Source organism: Haloferax mediterranei ATCC 33500 (genome assembly GCF_000306765.2).
Taxonomy (GTDB): domain Archaea; phylum Halobacteriota; class Halobacteria; order Halobacteriales; family Haloferacaceae; genus Haloferax; species Haloferax mediterranei.
Window position 1 is genome coordinate 150,722 of record NC_017941.2, and the last position, 14,531, is coordinate 165,252.

The window sequence follows — 14,531 nt, forward strand, 5'->3', positions numbered from 1 at the left end:
CTTGACAACAATCTTCTACCGTGGCTTTGTTTGTTCTCGCATGTCCGCCACAGCCCATTCTTCGTCCCCAAATTGGTGGTACGGCGTCGCCCTGTTCCCCGTTTCGGCTCTCTTCGGACTGCTTGAATTACTGTCTCGGCAGTTCCTTTCGAGAGCGATTGCACACGACAGCCCGGGAGACTATTTCCTATCTTTCGTTATGACCGTTCTCTCGCAGTGGGGTGCGATTTTCTTCGGTCTCGTCGTGTTAGTCGCACTCGTTTTGGACATCCGTGGATTGCGAAACAGCGAGGCACCGTGGCGACCCAACTGGGCGTGGGGGCTCGTTGGTCTACCCAATCTCGCGGTCGGGGTGTACCCACCGATACTCGCCGCATCCGTGCCGCTGTTGTCGTTCTACCTCTACCGGCGCGGGAAACAGGTCGGTGCGCCGAGTATCGGTTCTTGAGACCGACTTACGACCAGCCTGCGCTACGGCCTTCCCCTGAGAAAGCCGTAGCCGAGCAAGACGACGAGCGCTAACACGCCGAACGTGGACTCGAAATTGACCTGAAAGCCGATTATGAGTAGAAGGAGAAAGTTGCCGCTAAGAGCAGGAGGGCGGTATCGAGGCGTTTCTGGAGACCAGCGTCTGCCATGGAGCGATTCAATCACAGAATTCTATTTATTGTTGTTATCTCTATGTTGCCCACGACACGCGACGCGATTTTCGGAAGAAGCCCACACAAGACACTTAATATCTAGATTCGTTTAGAAGATATGAACCGCCGAAAGGCGCTCGTTTCTCTCGGTTCGCTCGTTTTTGCCCCCGGTTGTGTGAGCGACGGGTCCGAGGAAACCACCGAAACTGAGTCCGATACAACCACGGACGACTGTGGCTGGCCGCAGTTCTGCGACGGGTCGAAGATGGTAGAAGTGACGGTCAACACCGGCTTTTCTGGTGAGGTCGTACTGAAACCCGGGTGCCGTGACGAGGACATCGAGATTCAACCGGGCGAGACGAAGGCCCTCACGCGGCAGGTTGACGCCGAAGAATGCGCTATCACGCTGTACGTCGATGGCGAAGAAGTCTACCACGACACGATTCAGGACTACGAATCCACGACGTTGCGAGTCGGTTCGAGCGGTGAGGTCACAGCCGAGACGATAGAACTGTAGCGAACTTGTCTGCTCTCGATTCCGAAACTATCGATGCAGCAAATGCACGTATCGCACTAACGACCGATGCACCCGCCGTTCGAACACCTGTTCGACTTCCCATCCAGCATCCTCAGCTTCATCGACCCACGACCGGTCGGCGACCATCACACAGCGTGGAGCCACCCGACGAACCTCAGCCAACGCGCCACCAACCAAATCTGCGAGCGAGTGCTGGGCAATCTTCGACTGCCGCCCGTACGGAGCGTCGAAAACCACACCATCCATCGAATCGTCGCAGAGCGGAAGCGAAGTTGCATCGCCACGAAGCACCTCGCCCGAACCAACGTAGTGGTCCAAGTTCACCTGCGCGCCGCTGGCCATCTTCTCCTGCGCATCGACGCCGACCACGTCGGCACCGACCAACCCGGCCTCAAGCAGCACGCCGCCGGTCCCGCACATCGGGTCGAGGATGCGCGCGCCGGGTTCTGCACCGGCCATGTTGACGAACGCGCGGGCATCGACGGGGGCCATACTCCCCGGTTGGAAGAAGGGTCGGTCCGTGGGCTTTCGGTCGGCGAAGTCGCGGACGCCTTCGACGGTAGTCCAGCCGACGAGACACGCGTCTTCGGAGAAGTAGACGCGGAGTTCGTGGTCGGGGTCGTCGAGGTCGACGCCGAATCCGCGGTCGACGAGCGCGGAACCGATTCGGCGCTCGGCGTCGGTCGTACTCACGTCCGTCAGGCTTCGAATGTCGCGGGCGCGGACCGCGATGGTTCCCTCGCGGTCGATACTCGCGGCTTCGACGACGGCGCGGGCGGCGTCGATATCGGGGTCGCAGCGCCCGACGAGTTCCACGACGCGGCGGGTGTACGCGAGCTGCTTTGCGTGTTCCGAGTCCACGCCGCGGGCGGTGGCGAGGCCGGGCGCGACGACCGTCACGTCCGTCGCCGCCGACTCGGCCTCGCGGGCGGCGAACGCGTCTTCCTCGCCGGCGAGTTCCAATCCGTACACGCTCGGACCTGACGCGCCGCGAAAATGAGGGTATCGGTCGTCGGCGACTACCTTCACGAAAACCTAACCGCTCGCCAACGGCGACTTTTATATCGGCTGGTCCGAATCCACCCGCATGGCCTCTCTCGACGCCATCCTTTGGGGTGCGGCGACGCTCGCATACGGTCTCGGCGACTATCTGACGACCGTCCTCGGGGTCAGGATGGCGGGCGTACAGGAGGGAAATCCAATCGTTCGACTCATCTCCGGCGGCGACCCGGGTCCCGGCTCTTTTGCCGTCCTGAAACTCGTCTCTGTGGCGCTTTTCTTCGCCGCCTACTGGATACTTCGACCTGGATTCACTCGACTCGTTGTTCCCGCAGCGCTGACACTCCTCGGAACAGTCGTCACTGTGCGCAACGTCCGGATTATCCGCCGCCGTTCGTGAGTTGTCAACCAACTGCACCAATCTTTTTAACCCTTAAATACGTGACTTAAACCGTTGCATGACCGACCCCAAGGACACAATCAACATCGAAAACGTCGTCGCCTCCACGGGAATCGGCCAGGAGCTCGACCTCCAGAGTGTGGCGATGGACCTCGAGGGTGCTGATTACGACCCAGAACAGTTTCCCGGGCTCGTCTATCGCACCCAGAACCCGAAGTCCGCGGCGCTCATCTTCCGGTCCGGCAAAATCGTATGCACCGGCGCGAAGTCAACCGATGATGTCCACGAGAGTCTCGAAATCGTCTTCGACAAGCTCCGTGACCTCCAGATTCCGGTCGACGATGACCCCGAAATCACCGTTCAGAACATCGTCACGAGCGCGGACCTCGGCGAGAACCTGAATCTCAACGCCATCGCAATCGGGCTTGGTCTGGAAAACATCGAATACGAGCCTGAACAGTTCCCGGGTCTCGTCTATCGGCTTGACGAACCGAGCGTGGTGGCACTTCTCTTCGGGTCGGGTAAACTCGTCATCACGGGCGGCAAGAAACCACAAGACGCTGCGGCGGCGGTCGATGTTATCACGTCGAGTCTCTCTGACCTCGGTCTCCTGAGCGGGTCGTTCTAACCGGAACTGGGTGTTTTAATCGGGAGCAAGTTGTTATAACCGGAATTGGGTGTTTTAACCGGAGCCGGGTGGGTCCCTCGGAATCGGGTCGTTTTCCCTCGGTCTTGACGGGACTGAATCGACCGAATCTAAGTTAGTCGCGTCCATCTCGCCGGTATGGACGCGCTCATCTTGCAGACGGCCGCCTCCGGTGCGCCGGTAACGGCCGTCGCCGGAACGTTCGCGCTGTTCGCGCTGTTTCTCTCTCTTACCGCCCACATCGCCGCGCGGAACGTCCTCGGCGATGTCGAGGTGAAAAAGGCGTTCGCCGTCGGCCCGGTCCCGGCGGCCATCGCCGTCGTGTTCACCACGTTCCAGTGGAACTCGTTCCTCGCGCTCGGTCTCGCACTCGGTTTCGACTTCGGCTTTATCAAATTCCTCTATGGTCGGTCAAACCGTCTCTCTGCGTACATCGTGGGGATTCATTTCGTCGTCTCCGTCCTCCTCGGAACCGTCCTCTTCGGTCTCGTCGTCATCTTGCTGAGCGCACCGGCGTGAGGGACTGGTGGCGGTGAGTTCAGTGCGTGAGGCGACTGGGAGGAACCGCCGCGTACTTTCTTCACCGATGCCGGCGAACCATCGTCTGTGTCTCCCCGCCGACTCGTTTGGAACGACACGGAACGCCGCCCTCGCGCACCGGTTAGACTTCTCTTTACCCCTGTCGTCGTCGTGCTGGTCGCGCTCGTCGTCGGCCTCGGCATTGCACAGACGGTTAGTAGTCTGCTCGCCACAAGCACGTTCACGTCGGTTACCGTCAATGTCGTTTCCGCCGGGTCGACCGGACTCGGCGGCCTCGTCGTCGCACGCTACATCGACAGACGAACCGTCACCGACCTCGGGTTCGGTCTCGACCGCGACTGGGTAATCGACCTCGGATTCGGACTCGTTCTCGGCGCGGCTTTGATGGCCGCTATCTTCCTCGTCGGTCTCGCAACCGACTGGATAGCAGTCGTCGACGTCGGATTCGGTGCGGACCGACTCACCGGCGTTGCTTCGCTTTTGGCACTCTTCATCGTCGTCGGTATCTCGGAGGAACTCCTCCTTCGGGGCGTCGTACTCACGGACATCGCCGAGGGACTCCGATGGCGGGTCAGCGTTCGGACGGCGGCGACAGTCGGACTTGTCGTCTCGGCGGCCGTCTTCGGCCTTATCCATCTTATGAACCCGAATTCGAGCCTTGCAAGTACGCTCAGTATCACACTCGCGGGTATTATGCTCGGTCTCGGCTACGTACTCAGCGGTGACCTCGCCATTCCGACCGGCATCCACATCTCGTGGAATTTCGCCCAAGGCGGTCTCTTCGGCTTCTCGGTCAGCGGTCTCGATTTCGGCACCTCCCTCGTGGAGACGACAGAACAAGGCCCGGATGTCGTTACCGGTGGAGCGTTCGGCCCTGAAGCGGGACTCCTCGGTGTTGGCGCGATTATCGTCGGAATGGCCTGTATTGCGTGGTACGTCCGCGCCCGGTACGGCGAACTTCGATTCGACCCCGGCGTGACGGTGCCGGAATTGCGGTGGGAGGAGTAGGTCGTCGCCTTTCGCGTCTCGATTGATGACGTCGGTCCGGCCGAGGGCGACTACTTGACTAACCGCTCGATTTCGGTGACGAGGATACCGCTCGCACCCACGTTCTTGAGGTCGCTTACGACTTCGAAGACGTCGCGTTCGTTCACGACGGCGTGGACGGCGACGGTGTCACCTCCGGCGACATCCATCACAGTTGGGCCGCCGAGTCCCGGAATGACCTCTTTTACCTCGTCGAGTTTCTCGCGCGGCGCGTTCATCATCAGGTAGCGCTTGTCCTCGGCGGAGCGGACGGATTCGAGCGCCATGACGAGTTGTGCGACCTTCGGGTCGTCGACGACTTCGGGGCGAGCAAACAGCCGAACCGACGACGAAAGGACTTCGTCGACCACGGCGAGGCGATTGACCCGGAGTGTCGTCCCCGTCGAGGTGATGTCGATGATGGCGTCGGCCATCTCGACGTGCGGCGTCAGTTCAGTCGCGCCGGTCACTTCGACGACTTCGGCGTCGATTCCCTGTCTCTCGAAGTAGCTTTGGGCGATATGCGGGAATTCGGTGGCGACGATTTTCCCCGAGACATCTTCGACCGATTCGATGTCGCCGTCTTCGGGTGCGGCGAGAACGAGTCGGCACTTGCCGTACTCTAAATCGAGCAGTTCGGCGAGTCTGTGGCCCGATTCGCGCACCTGGTCGAGTCCCGTGATGCCGACTTCGGCGGCCCCGTCACGGACGTATTCGGGAATGTCGGCGGCGCGGGCGAAGAGCACGGTCACGTCGGGGTCGACAGTCCCGGCGTAGAGTTTTCGCTCGGCACCGTTGTCAAGGTGGAGTCCCGCACGTTCCAAGAGGTCTATCGTCGGCTCGTGCAGGCGGCCCTTGTTGGGAACGGCGATTCGCATACCGTTCCGTCTCGTCCCGAAGCTAATTGACTTTCGCAAGTCGCAATCATTTTTGACACGTCTGCGCTCCCGTGCTGTATGGTTCCCGTCACGTTCGTCGGCACGTTTCTCGCCGTGTCCCTCCTCGGTGCTGGCTGGTCGTGGGTGAGCGCCCGCCGACTCGAAAAACGAGATGCGTCGGCCAACCCGCTTCGCCAACGTATCCACTCGAACTGGCTCCTAGCCGCAGCCCTCTTTGCGGTCGTCACATGGCTGTTCGACGCGGATCAAGAACTGCTCACCCTCGTCGGCCTCCCGAGCGAGTGGCCATGGTCGATTCTCGGCTGGGCCGGTGTCGGCCTCGGTGCCGCGCTCGTCGGAACGGTCTCGTATCTGGGCGCGTTCCCGGTCGCAAAGCGCGTCCGCGACTCGGACATGGGTGCGCTTACGGCCGCGGGGAAGATGTTCCGGTACCAGGCCGTTCTCGTGGCCATGATTCTTAGCATGGTGATTGTGTACCGGGTCGATATTCGGTACGGTCTCTCCAGCGGTGCGCTGACTGCCGTCCTCTTCGCTACCGCGGCGTACCTCCTTTCCACACCACTCGTCGGTCTCTCGCAGACGACGACCGAACCGGACGCGGACACCCAACGCAGACTCGACCGACTTCAGTCACGCGTCGGACTCTCGGTCACTCGAACCCGACTGCTCGACGGAAACGGCTACCGCTCGGACCACCTCGTTCGCGGACCAGTCGGCCGGAAGACGCTTTTCGTGACCGACTCGCTTCTCGAACGCTACGACGACGACATCGTCGCTGCGATTCTCGCCGTCGAAGCGGAGCGAACGGGTCAGTTCACATACGAAGCTCAGTTGCTCGCACCCACCGCGTTTGGTGGACTTGTCCTCTCTGGACTCGCACCCGGAAACAACTTCCTTATGTTTGCGGCTATCGGCGTCTTGGTGCTGTTGGTCGGTGCTGCGCTGAACAAACGACTCAAGCTCCGAGCCGACGATGCGGCGGCAGAACAGGTTGGACACGAAACGCTGGCGGATGCGCTAGAAGCGACTGTGGAAGAAGTCGACCGCAGCCGTGTGGGGTCGGCTAAATCGTTCGAACCGTCCTACGAGTCGCGAATCGAGCGGCTCAAACAGGTGACAGGCGAGTCGTAGTCATCGGTCACGATGACACCCACCGGTCATGGTGGTACCATCCCGGAACCACACAGAATCAAGGCGGCAGCGGTCAGCCTTCGACGAGTGCGTCGATGAGGCGGTCGAATCGGTCGACGAACCGCTCGGGAAGCGACGGCGACACTTCGTCTAAGAGTTTCGTCGTCCGCTTCGGATGGGTAAGCACGAGCGTCACGCGGTTGTGGAGGTCACGCTCTTTCTCGACGAGGTCACGCTCGGTGAGATGGTCGAGATGCCACTCCAGCGTGCTCCGGGCGACGCCGATGGCGTCGGCGACATCGTCTGGGCGGGCGTCTCCGTGTTCGAGGAGGTGTCCGAGGATGTCGCGGGCGGTCTCTCGTCGGACGAGTGCGAGAGCACCGCGCTCCCAGTCGTCGAACTCCGGCGGGAAGTAGTGCGTCCGTCCGTAAAATTCGGTTCGGCGGACCGTCTCGTCAGAGAGCAGTCTGCGGACGTGGTGTTGTACCTGCCCGGGAGCGAGGTCGAGCGCGCGGACGAGCTCGTTGAAGTGGACTCCCGGATTGTGCTTGATGTGGTCGGCGACGCGGGTTCGTGTCTCGCTCATGGTTCATTTACCCCCGTTTCGCGCTCGATACGTCGGGCGTAGTAGATGGCCGCGAGGACGAGTCCGGCCATTACGAGGTCCAAGAGATGCTCGATGACGTGGTGGTTGAAGTCCGAGAGGATGCCACCGATGGTGAGCGCCGAGACGGCCGCGCGTGACGCGAACGCGAGGAGCGCCAGTGCGATGAGCAGGTGCGACCGCGTTCGTCGGCGGAAGAACACCGCGACACCCAGCCCGGCTAACACCACCGACGAAATCCCTGCGAGGGCGACGACAGCGGTTATCCACGGGCTTTCTGCTTGGACGTGCCCCGGAACGAGCGCGAAGTTCAACGGGGACTCCATATCCCCTCATAATTTGGGTCTATACGTAAGGGTCTTTGCTCATTCTCGATTTTCGGGAATCGGACTATCATCGGTGACTCCTGTGTTGGCACGACGCTTCGAGGTGACCGGCGACGCCGAGACGGTGGATTGACGACACCCCCGGACCGAACGAGCGACATGGATACGCTCCGAATCGCAGGCGGACAAGTGCTTCGCCCTGATGCGACAATCGAGGACGCAGACATTCTCATCGACCGCGACGCAGGAACGATTCTCGATATCGGCGCGGACCTCGACGCCGACGCGGACGAGACGCTCGACGCCGAGGGCTGTCTCGTCATGCCCGGAGTGGTGAACGCGCACTGCCACGTAGCGATGACGCTCCTCCGTGGCTACGCCGACGACAAGCCGCTCGACACGTGGCTCCGTGAGGATATCTGGCCGGCGGAGGCCGCGCTCACGCCCGAAGACGTGCGCGTCGGGGCCGAACTCGGTCTCGTCGAGATGATTAAATCCGGCACCACGACGTTCGCGGACATGTACTTCGAGGTCCCCGAAATCGTCGATGCCGTCGAGAAGTCGGGTCTCCGCGCCCGACTCGGCCATGGGTCTGTCACCATCGGCAAGGACGAGGACGACGCGTGGGACGACATCGAAGAGAGCATCGAGGTCGCCCGCGAGTTCGACGGGACCGCCGACGGCCGCATCCGAACGGCCGTGATGCCGCACTCCCTGACGACGGTCGGCGAGGAGTACCTTCGCGAGGCCGCCGCCGAGGCGCACGCCGACGACATCCCGGTCCACTACCACGCCAACGAGACGACCGACGAGGTCGGTCCCATCGTGGACGAGCGCGATGAGCGACCGCTCGCGTACGCACAGGACCTCGGTATGCTGACCGAGCGCGACTTCCTCGCCCACGGCGTCCACGTCGACGACGAGGAGATTTCGCTGCTCGCCGAGGCGGGCACCGGCGTCGTCCACTGCCCGGCGTCGAATATGAAACTCGCCTCCGGCATGGCTCCCGTACAGGCGATGCTCGACGCGGGCGTCACGGTCGGTCTCGGCACCGACGGGGCCGCCTCGAACAACGACCTCGACATGTTCGACGAGATGCGCGACGCTGCGATGCTCGGCAAACTCGCCGCCGACGATGCGAGCGCCGTCGCCGCCGAAGACGTGGTCAACATGGCAACCGCCGGTTCTGCCGCCGCTATCGACCTTCCGGGTGGCGCACTCGAAGTCGGCGGCGTCGCCGACATCGCCGTCATCGACCTCGACGCGCCGCACCTCACGCCCGCGAACGACCTCGTGAGCCACCTCGCGTACGCCACCCGCGGCTCCGACGTTCGCCACACCGTCTGTGACGGGCAGGTGCTGATGCGGGACCGCGAAGTCCTGACGCTCGACGAGTCTGCTGCGATGGACCGCGCCCGCGAAGCTATCGCGTCGCTCCGCGAACGCGTCTAAGCCCCGAAACGACGGGTGTCTCTCACCCGGCCAACTCGATTCGAAGCCCGTCGTCGGTGACGAGCACCTCCATGCGTTCGAACGTCCGGCAGTACTGCGAGACGTGTCGGCCGTCGCTGTGGTCCACCATAATCGACTTTTCGAGGAGTGACGCCTCGTGGAGCCGTTTTACCTCCCTGTATGCGGTCGAAAGCGGGACGTCGGCGCGGGAACTCAGCTCTTTGACTGTCAACGGCTCGTCGGCCACACGCAACAGGTCCGGGACCGCTGGTGCGCTCATCAGGGCGAACAATTCCTGTTCGGCAACCGTTTCACCATTATTTATGATGAGCATCGCGCCTCACTACAGAAATCTCCGTGTTGACACTTGTAGATTCGGGCAAACTCGACTTCCCTTCGGTAAGGTTTTCGGACCCCTCTTCGAATCCACGAGTATGAGCGAACACTACGCTCCCGTCTCCGAGCACCTCGACGATGTTGAGGCTGCACGCGAGGAGGGACGACGCAAGATGGACTGGGCGCTCCAGCACATGCCCATCCTGCAGGAACTCCGTGAACAGTTCGAGGCCGACCAGCCGTTCGCTGGCGAGGTCATCGGGATGGCCATGCACGTCGAAGCAAAGACGGCGAACCTCGTCGAACTGCTCGCTCTCGGTGGCGCGGAAGTCGCCGTCACCGGCTGCAACCCGCTTTCGACGCACAACGACGTCTCCGCCGCACTCGACGCGAACGACGATATCACGTCCTACGCCGTCCGCGGCGTCGATGAAGACGGCTACTACGCGGCTATCGACGCGGTCGTCGCGCACGAACCGACCATCACCGTCGACGACGGGATGGACATGGTCTTTACCATCCACGAGGAGTACCCCGAACTCATCGAGACCATCGTCGGCGGGGCCGAGGAGACGACGACCGGCGTCCACCGCCTCCGCGCGATGGACGAAGATGGCGAACTCAAGTACCCCGTCTTCGCCGTGAACGACACGCCGATGAAGCGCCTCTTCGACAACATCCACGGCACGGGCGAATCCTCGCTCGCGACCATCGCTATGACGACGAACCTCTCGTACGCCGGGAAGAACGTCGTCGTCGGTGGTTACGGCCACTGTGGCAAGGGCGTCGCGAAGAAGGCCGCCGGTCAGAACGCGAACGTCATCGTCACCGAGGTCGACCCCCGTCGCGCCCTCGAAGCCCACATGGAGGGCTATGAGGTCATGCCGATGGAGGAGGCCGCGAAGGTCGGCGACGTGTTCATCACGACGACCGGCAACCGCGATGTCATCACCCGCGAGGACTTCGAGAACATGAAAGACGGCGTCCTCCTCGCTAACGCCGGCCACTTCGACATCGAAATCGACCTCGATGAACTCTCTGACCTCGCTGTCGACCAGTACGAGGCCCGAGACGGCGTCGACGCCTACGAGATGGAAGACGGCCGCCGCCTGAACGTGCTCGCCGAGGGTCGCCTCGTCAACCTCGCATCGCCCATCGCACTCGGCCACCCGGTCGAGGTCATGGACCAGTCGTTCGGCGTGCAGGCTGTCGTCGTCCGCGAACTCGTCGAAAACGGCGACGAGTACGACGCCGGTGTCCACGACGTGCCCGACGAACTGGACCGCGAAGTCGCCGAAATCAAGCTCGAAGCGGAAGGCATCGAGTTCGACTCGATGACCGAAGAACAGCGCGAATACATGGGCAGCTGGGCCCACGGAACGTAAGTCGGGCTTCCCTTTACTCCTGTTGTAGGCTCGATTTACAAACTTCAGTCTCGTTCCTTCGAGCTCTCGCTTCGTCTCTTTTATCACTGCCACTCTCTGACTCACGAGCATGTCTTCGAACAGAAAGGGAGACCGACGCGAACGCGAACTCGTGAACGAACTCGACGAGGCCGGGTTCGCGGTCATGCGTGCCCCCGCGTCCGGGAGCGCGACGACGCGCGAACTGCCCGACGTGCTTGCGGGCAACGGCGAGGTGTTCTACGCCATCGAGGCGAAGGCGTCCAGTGGCCGCCCTATCTACTTGAGCGGCGAGGAGGTCGAAGCGCTCATCTACTTCTCGCAGAATTTCGGTGCGAAGGCCCGCATCGCCGTCAGATTCGACCGCGAGGACTGGTATTTCTTCCACCCCGGCGACCTCTATGTGACAGACGGCGGGAACTACCGCGTCAAAAAGGAGACGGCGCTCTCGGAGGGCGAGGACTTCGAGTCGTTCACCGGCGGCCCGAAACAGACGCGTCTCGGCGACGACGACTAAGCGAGCGGAAAGCGATGCGTTGCGCGCGGAGACGACTCAGGCGCGGGCTAACCTTTCGCCGAGCGAGCGCGTTCCGACGAATCCGCGCTCGACGCGACTGAGTCGAGAGGCCGGGAACCGATACGTCTTCAAGCGACCGAGTTCGGCGAGTCCGGCGTCTGCCGGGAGCGAGTCGAGGTAGACTGCCTCGAACACCGGTTCGTGGTCGCCGTAGTCGACGTTACTCTCGTACTCGGAGACGTGTTTTCCTGTCTCGGTTGGGGTTTCGTCGGCGCGGCGTTCCATCGCTCGTGTAACGACGAGGAGACTCCCGGTTTCCCTGTCGCGGACGAGGTCGCCGGTGTGATGCTCGTGGTCGGCACAGAGTTGCGGGCCTCGTGCGTCCATCGGGACGAACGTCTCGTCGCCACAGACGGCGCAGGTGGCACTTCGGTGACCCGGCGGCGGAATCTCGCCGCGGGTAATCTCGATAGCGACGCGCCGGAGATGTTTACAGCGAGTGTGTCGGATGGCGTGGTCGGGGCAGGTGCAGGTTCGGGCTTCCACGTCGACGACGTAGGTTCCACCGTCGGTTTCGACGACGTAGCGACCGTCGCGGAGCGGTCGCACGGCCATCGGCTCGGTGCGGGCGCGGCGTGCGCGACCGGTCAACCCGTCCGATTCGAGTGTGGTCTTGCGGCGCACCGGGCGAGTCGACGCGGGTGTGTGTGCAGTGTGCGTCATGGTGTGGTGCGGTTTTCGACCCGTACCAGCGGCTGGTCAGGGGTCAGTTTCCGTCACAAAAATATAGGTCCCCGAGCGACCTAAACCCTCGTTTCGCGTAGAAAATCGGCCGCGTGAGTGGCTCTCGTCGGCCATCCGCCCATCGAAGACCTTTTAGAATGGCCGCGGATACGTCGTCGCATGGCTCTCGAAGCGGAGATGCGTCGGAAGATTGCCGTCTCCATCGTCGCGGTCGGGGTGTTTATCACCCTCATCGTCGGCATCGGTTCGACCTTCAATCAGAGTGGACTCGCCTCCACCGGCGGGCTTGCACTTGTAGGCGCTATCGCGGCGTTCGTGCTCGTGATGGCAGGTATCGGCATTTGGTTGTCTCGTTCCTCCTAAGACCGACTTCGGCGACGTTCTCGCCGCCACGTCTCCCGCTCTCCCGAGCGGCAGCGCTCTGCAGTCGAAGCACAGTCTCAACCGAATCGATGGAAACTGATACCCGTACTGTCAGTCCGCGCCGCCAGTAGCTTCATCTGTGGCCGCCGATTCCGCATCGGTCGTCGCGGTTTTGAAGTATTTCATCGGGTGCGAGATGGTGTCACAGCGGTCGTCGCGGTTCACACAGAGGTCGTACGCCTGCATCGTCTCGCAGGTCGGTGGTGCGTACTGCGACCCACTGGAGTCAGCGAGAATCGTTGCGCGGTTCTTCAGGGATTCGGCGTTCGCCTCGCCGACGACGCCACCGACTTCTTCGGGGCTGAGTCCGACGCCGACGAGGAACGCCGCGAGTGAAAACGCGGCTTCGTTCGGGAGGGCTTCGCCGTCTTGCGCCCGCGTCAAGAGCGCCTCGACACACGGCGGGAAGTGGTCGGGGTCGACCGAGTCCGTGTAGACGACGTTGATAGCGCCGCGGTCGGAAAGCAGGTTTCGAAGGCGCTCGACGTGCGGCTTGAGCGCGTCGGCGAGTTGGTCGCCCGCGTCGCTGCCGCGGACGGTGAAGGGGAGTCCCTCGGCGACGCGGCGGCGTACTGCTTCTCTGAGCAGTTCGTAGAGTTCTGTGCGAGCGACGCGAACTGCCCCGTCGGCGAGCGAGCGATTGACGAGTCGCCAGTTGGCTCCCCAGTCGGTGTCGCAGTAGGTGAGGTACGGACCGACATCGACCCAGTAGTATTCGGGCGCACGATGGCTGTTTCCGGTCGATTCGGCCCGAACGGAGTCGGTCAGGTCGAACTCCCGAAGGAAGTCGTCGAGGCTGGCGCGCGCGTCGCTGTTGATATCGTTGTCACCGGCTCCGAAGTCGGCGAGCATGCGCTCGTAGGCGGTGTCTGCCTCGGCGCGGGCGTATTTGTCCACCGCCGCGGGCGTCTCGACGAGCGAGACGATGATGCGAGAGATGGGGTACGAGAGGAGTTCCGACTGAGTGTCCCACGCGTAGGGGTCCTCGGCTTCGACAGTGCCCTCCATGAGGGCGCGTTCGACGCGCTCTACCCCACGCTCGACGGCCGGGGCGTCCTCGGTGACGAGCGTTGCAATCGCAACCTCGGCCGATTCGACCGCCTGTCTGGCCGCGGCGAAGAACGGGTATCGAGCGTGGAGCGGGCGCATCCGCATACCGCCACGTTCCGGGTGCCTCCCGATAAACGCGACGGATTCGCCGGTGCGCGCGTGGCGTTGGCACTCGTGGCGACGACGCATCACACAACCTATTACGGACTACATCCTCAGCCTCTCACGTGCCGCACTTCGACTACCCGTGTCCGGACTGTCGTGCGACGACCAGTCTCCACGACGCGGACTGCCAGTTCGAGGGAACGCCGTGGGTGGAGGTCGAACACGCCTACGTCGATATCGTCTCGGTTCTCACCGGCAGGCCGTGCGACGAAGAGACGCTTCGCCGCGAGATTCCCGGCGAGTGGGGGCCGCTTCGACAGGCAGCACTCGGTCGACTCAAACGCGACGAACGGGTGTCGGAAGCGAAATCGGGCGTTCTCCGTCTCCTCACGGCTGAAGAGTTCAGAGAGGAAGTGTCCGAACCGACGCACGAACCGATGCGGACGCTCCACCAGTACGGCAGCGTCCCCGGCTGTCACGACAACGCCGTCTTCGCCATGATTGCGTGGTACGAGATGGTCGGCCTGTCGTGGCCGGAGACACGCGAAAACGTCGTCAACTGGCTCCGCGAGACCGGCGCGTGGGACCGCGGCGGATTCGAGGAGGCGACGCCCGCCGAACTCGTCGAAAAGAAGCGCCACGTCTACGATGCGGGTTACGGCTGGAAGGAGAAAGCCATCTCGGCAAAGCGCGTCATCGACCGCTACCGTTCCTAAGGGAGGACCGTTCCATACTCAGTGGACTCTCACAG

Annotated in this window: 19 protein-coding genes; 12 read left to right on the forward strand and 7 right to left on the reverse strand. The window is 62.5% G+C overall.

What is annotated here, in order from left to right:
- The first annotated feature begins 40 nt into the window (after positions 1-40).
- Together HFX_RS20250 and HFX_RS00770 are read left to right on the forward strand one after the other, a co-directional pair.
- A complete protein-coding gene (locus tag HFX_RS20250) occupies positions 41-448 on the forward strand; it encodes a hypothetical protein (protein ID WP_231512853.1) in 408 nt (135 codons plus the stop codon).
- A 311-nt stretch (positions 449-759) separates the two neighbouring features.
- Complete coding sequence (locus tag HFX_RS00770; RefSeq protein WP_004058512.1) at positions 760-1,158, forward strand: hypothetical protein; 399 nt, start codon at positions 760-762, stop codon at positions 1,156-1,158.
- Between the two features lie 27 nt (positions 1,159-1,185).
- On the opposite strand, the gene HFX_RS00775 is transcribed toward HFX_RS00770, so the two are convergent.
- Positions 1,186-2,142, reverse strand: coding sequence for a methyltransferase domain-containing protein (locus HFX_RS00775; protein WP_004058510.1), 957 nt, complete (start codon positions 2,140-2,142; stop codon positions 1,186-1,188).
- A 124-nt stretch (positions 2,143-2,266) separates the two neighbouring features.
- Here HFX_RS00775 and HFX_RS00780 point away from each other — a divergent pair, with 124 nt between their 5' ends.
- From HFX_RS00780 to HFX_RS00795, 4 genes are all read left to right on the forward strand, one after another.
- Positions 2,267-2,578 carry a DUF5658 family protein gene (locus HFX_RS00780; RefSeq protein WP_004058508.1) on the forward strand — a complete coding sequence of 104 codons (312 nt, stop codon included), beginning with the start codon at positions 2,267-2,269 and terminating at the stop codon, positions 2,576-2,578.
- Between the two features lie 58 nt (positions 2,579-2,636).
- Positions 2,637-3,206: a TATA-box-binding protein gene (locus tag HFX_RS00785; protein WP_004058506.1), complete on the forward strand. Its 570-nt coding sequence runs from the start codon at positions 2,637-2,639 to the stop codon at positions 3,204-3,206.
- Positions 3,207-3,362: 156 nt separating this feature from the next.
- Positions 3,363-3,743, forward strand: a complete 381-nt coding sequence (locus HFX_RS00790; RefSeq protein WP_004058504.1) for a DUF7473 family protein — start codon at positions 3,363-3,365, stop codon at positions 3,741-3,743.
- A gap of 87 nt (positions 3,744-3,830) precedes the next feature.
- Positions 3,831-4,772 carry a CPBP family intramembrane glutamic endopeptidase gene (locus HFX_RS00795; protein ID WP_014732050.1) on the forward strand — a complete coding sequence of 314 codons (942 nt, stop codon included), beginning with the start codon at positions 3,831-3,833 and terminating at the stop codon, positions 4,770-4,772.
- Positions 4,773-4,822: 50 nt separating this feature from the next.
- Here the strand turns inward: HFX_RS00795 and hisG are convergent, their stop codons facing one another.
- Positions 4,823-5,668, reverse strand: a complete 846-nt coding sequence (hisG, locus tag HFX_RS00800) for an ATP phosphoribosyltransferase (protein ID WP_004058500.1) — start codon at positions 5,666-5,668, stop codon at positions 4,823-4,825.
- A 78-nt stretch (positions 5,669-5,746) separates the two neighbouring features.
- Between hisG and HFX_RS00805 the strand changes: the two genes are divergently transcribed.
- Positions 5,747-6,820 (forward strand): M48 family metalloprotease, encoded by a 1,074-nt coding sequence (locus HFX_RS00805; RefSeq protein ID WP_004058498.1) that lies wholly within the window; start codon positions 5,747-5,749, stop codon positions 6,818-6,820.
- A gap of 73 nt (positions 6,821-6,893) precedes the next feature.
- On the opposite strand, the gene HFX_RS00810 is transcribed toward HFX_RS00805, so the two are convergent.
- Both HFX_RS00810 and HFX_RS00815 read right to left on the reverse strand, forming a co-directional pair.
- Positions 6,894-7,406: a winged helix-turn-helix transcriptional regulator gene (locus HFX_RS00810; RefSeq protein WP_004058496.1), complete on the reverse strand. Its 513-nt coding sequence runs from the start codon at positions 7,404-7,406 to the stop codon at positions 6,894-6,896.
- Positions 7,403-7,750 (reverse strand): DUF7471 family protein, encoded by a 348-nt coding sequence (locus HFX_RS00815; RefSeq protein WP_004058495.1) that lies wholly within the window; start codon positions 7,748-7,750, stop codon positions 7,403-7,405. Before HFX_RS00815 ends, HFX_RS00810 begins: the two co-directional genes overlap by 4 nt.
- Positions 7,751-7,909: 159 nt before the next feature.
- On the opposite strand from HFX_RS00815, the gene HFX_RS00820 reads away from it, so the two are divergent.
- Positions 7,910-9,202 (forward strand): amidohydrolase, encoded by a 1,293-nt coding sequence (locus HFX_RS00820; protein ID WP_004058494.1) that lies wholly within the window; start codon positions 7,910-7,912, stop codon positions 9,200-9,202.
- Positions 9,203-9,224: 22 nt separating this feature from the next.
- On the opposite strand, the gene HFX_RS00825 is transcribed toward HFX_RS00820, so the two are convergent.
- Positions 9,225-9,536, reverse strand: coding sequence for a winged helix-turn-helix domain-containing protein (locus tag HFX_RS00825; protein WP_004058493.1), 312 nt, complete (start codon positions 9,534-9,536; stop codon positions 9,225-9,227).
- Between the two features lie 100 nt (positions 9,537-9,636).
- On the opposite strand from HFX_RS00825, the gene HFX_RS00830 reads away from it, so the two are divergent.
- A complete protein-coding gene (locus HFX_RS00830) occupies positions 9,637-10,923 on the forward strand; it encodes an adenosylhomocysteinase (RefSeq protein ID WP_004058491.1) in 1,287 nt (428 codons plus the stop codon).
- A 109-nt stretch (positions 10,924-11,032) separates the two neighbouring features.
- Complete coding sequence (hjc, locus tag HFX_RS00835; protein WP_004058489.1) at positions 11,033-11,458, forward strand: Holliday junction resolvase Hjc; 426 nt, start codon at positions 11,033-11,035, stop codon at positions 11,456-11,458.
- A 36-nt stretch (positions 11,459-11,494) separates the two neighbouring features.
- Here the strand turns inward: hjc and HFX_RS00840 are convergent, their stop codons facing one another.
- Positions 11,495-12,142 carry an SWIM zinc finger family protein gene (locus tag HFX_RS00840; RefSeq protein ID WP_014732051.1) on the reverse strand — a complete coding sequence of 216 codons (648 nt, stop codon included), beginning with the start codon at positions 12,140-12,142 and terminating at the stop codon, positions 11,495-11,497.
- A gap of 219 nt (positions 12,143-12,361) precedes the next feature.
- On the opposite strand from HFX_RS00840, the gene HFX_RS00845 reads away from it, so the two are divergent.
- Positions 12,362-12,565: a DUF7472 family protein gene (locus HFX_RS00845; RefSeq protein ID WP_004058485.1), complete on the forward strand. Its 204-nt coding sequence runs from the start codon at positions 12,362-12,364 to the stop codon at positions 12,563-12,565.
- Between the two features lie 111 nt (positions 12,566-12,676).
- Here HFX_RS00845 and HFX_RS00850 read toward each other — a convergent pair whose 3' ends face one another.
- The gene (locus HFX_RS00850; RefSeq protein WP_004058483.1) at positions 12,677-13,774 is read right to left on the reverse strand and encodes a DNA primase large subunit PriL; all 1,098 of its coding nucleotides are present in this window, start codon (positions 13,772-13,774) and stop codon (positions 12,677-12,679) included.
- A 128-nt stretch (positions 13,775-13,902) separates the two neighbouring features.
- On the opposite strand from HFX_RS00850, the gene HFX_RS00855 reads away from it, so the two are divergent.
- Positions 13,903-14,496 carry a DUF7474 family protein gene (locus HFX_RS00855; protein WP_004058481.1) on the forward strand — a complete coding sequence of 198 codons (594 nt, stop codon included), beginning with the start codon at positions 13,903-13,905 and terminating at the stop codon, positions 14,494-14,496.
- Positions 14,497-14,531 lie beyond the last annotated feature (35 nt).

What these genes read in the sequence shown, in the direction of transcription:
- HFX_RS20250 (WP_231512853.1), top strand. Translation starts at nt 41, where the DNA reads ATGTCCGCCACAGCCCATTCTTCGTCCCCAAATTGGTGGTACGGCGTC.
- HFX_RS00770 (WP_004058512.1), top strand. Translation starts at nt 760, where the DNA reads ATGAACCGCCGAAAGGCGCTCGTTTCTCTCGGTTCGCTCGTTTTTGCC.
- HFX_RS00780 (WP_004058508.1), top strand. Translation starts at nt 2,267, where the DNA reads ATGGCCTCTCTCGACGCCATCCTTTGGGGTGCGGCGACGCTCGCATAC.
- HFX_RS00785 (WP_004058506.1), top strand. Translation starts at nt 2,637, where the DNA reads ATGACCGACCCCAAGGACACAATCAACATCGAAAACGTCGTCGCCTCC.
- HFX_RS00790 (WP_004058504.1), top strand. Translation starts at nt 3,363, where the DNA reads ATGGACGCGCTCATCTTGCAGACGGCCGCCTCCGGTGCGCCGGTAACG.
- hisG (WP_004058500.1), bottom strand. Translation starts at nt 5,668, where the DNA reads ATGCGAATCGCCGTTCCCAACAAGGGCCGCCTGCACGAGCCGACGATA.
- HFX_RS00805 (WP_004058498.1), top strand. Translation starts at nt 5,747, where the DNA reads ATGGTTCCCGTCACGTTCGTCGGCACGTTTCTCGCCGTGTCCCTCCTC.
- HFX_RS00810 (WP_004058496.1), bottom strand. Translation starts at nt 7,406, where the DNA reads ATGAGCGAGACACGAACCCGCGTCGCCGACCACATCAAGCACAATCCG.
- HFX_RS00815 (WP_004058495.1), bottom strand. Translation starts at nt 7,750, where the DNA reads ATGGAGTCCCCGTTGAACTTCGCGCTCGTTCCGGGGCACGTCCAAGCA.
- HFX_RS00820 (WP_004058494.1), top strand. Translation starts at nt 7,910, where the DNA reads ATGGATACGCTCCGAATCGCAGGCGGACAAGTGCTTCGCCCTGATGCG.
- HFX_RS00825 (WP_004058493.1), bottom strand. Translation starts at nt 9,536, where the DNA reads ATGCTCATCATAAATAATGGTGAAACGGTTGCCGAACAGGAATTGTTC.
- HFX_RS00830 (WP_004058491.1), top strand. Translation starts at nt 9,637, where the DNA reads ATGAGCGAACACTACGCTCCCGTCTCCGAGCACCTCGACGATGTTGAG.
- hjc (WP_004058489.1), top strand. Translation starts at nt 11,033, where the DNA reads ATGTCTTCGAACAGAAAGGGAGACCGACGCGAACGCGAACTCGTGAAC.
- HFX_RS00845 (WP_004058485.1), top strand. Translation starts at nt 12,362, where the DNA reads ATGGCTCTCGAAGCGGAGATGCGTCGGAAGATTGCCGTCTCCATCGTC.
- HFX_RS00850 (WP_004058483.1), bottom strand. Translation starts at nt 13,774, where the DNA reads ATGCGCCCGCTCCACGCTCGATACCCGTTCTTCGCCGCGGCCAGACAG.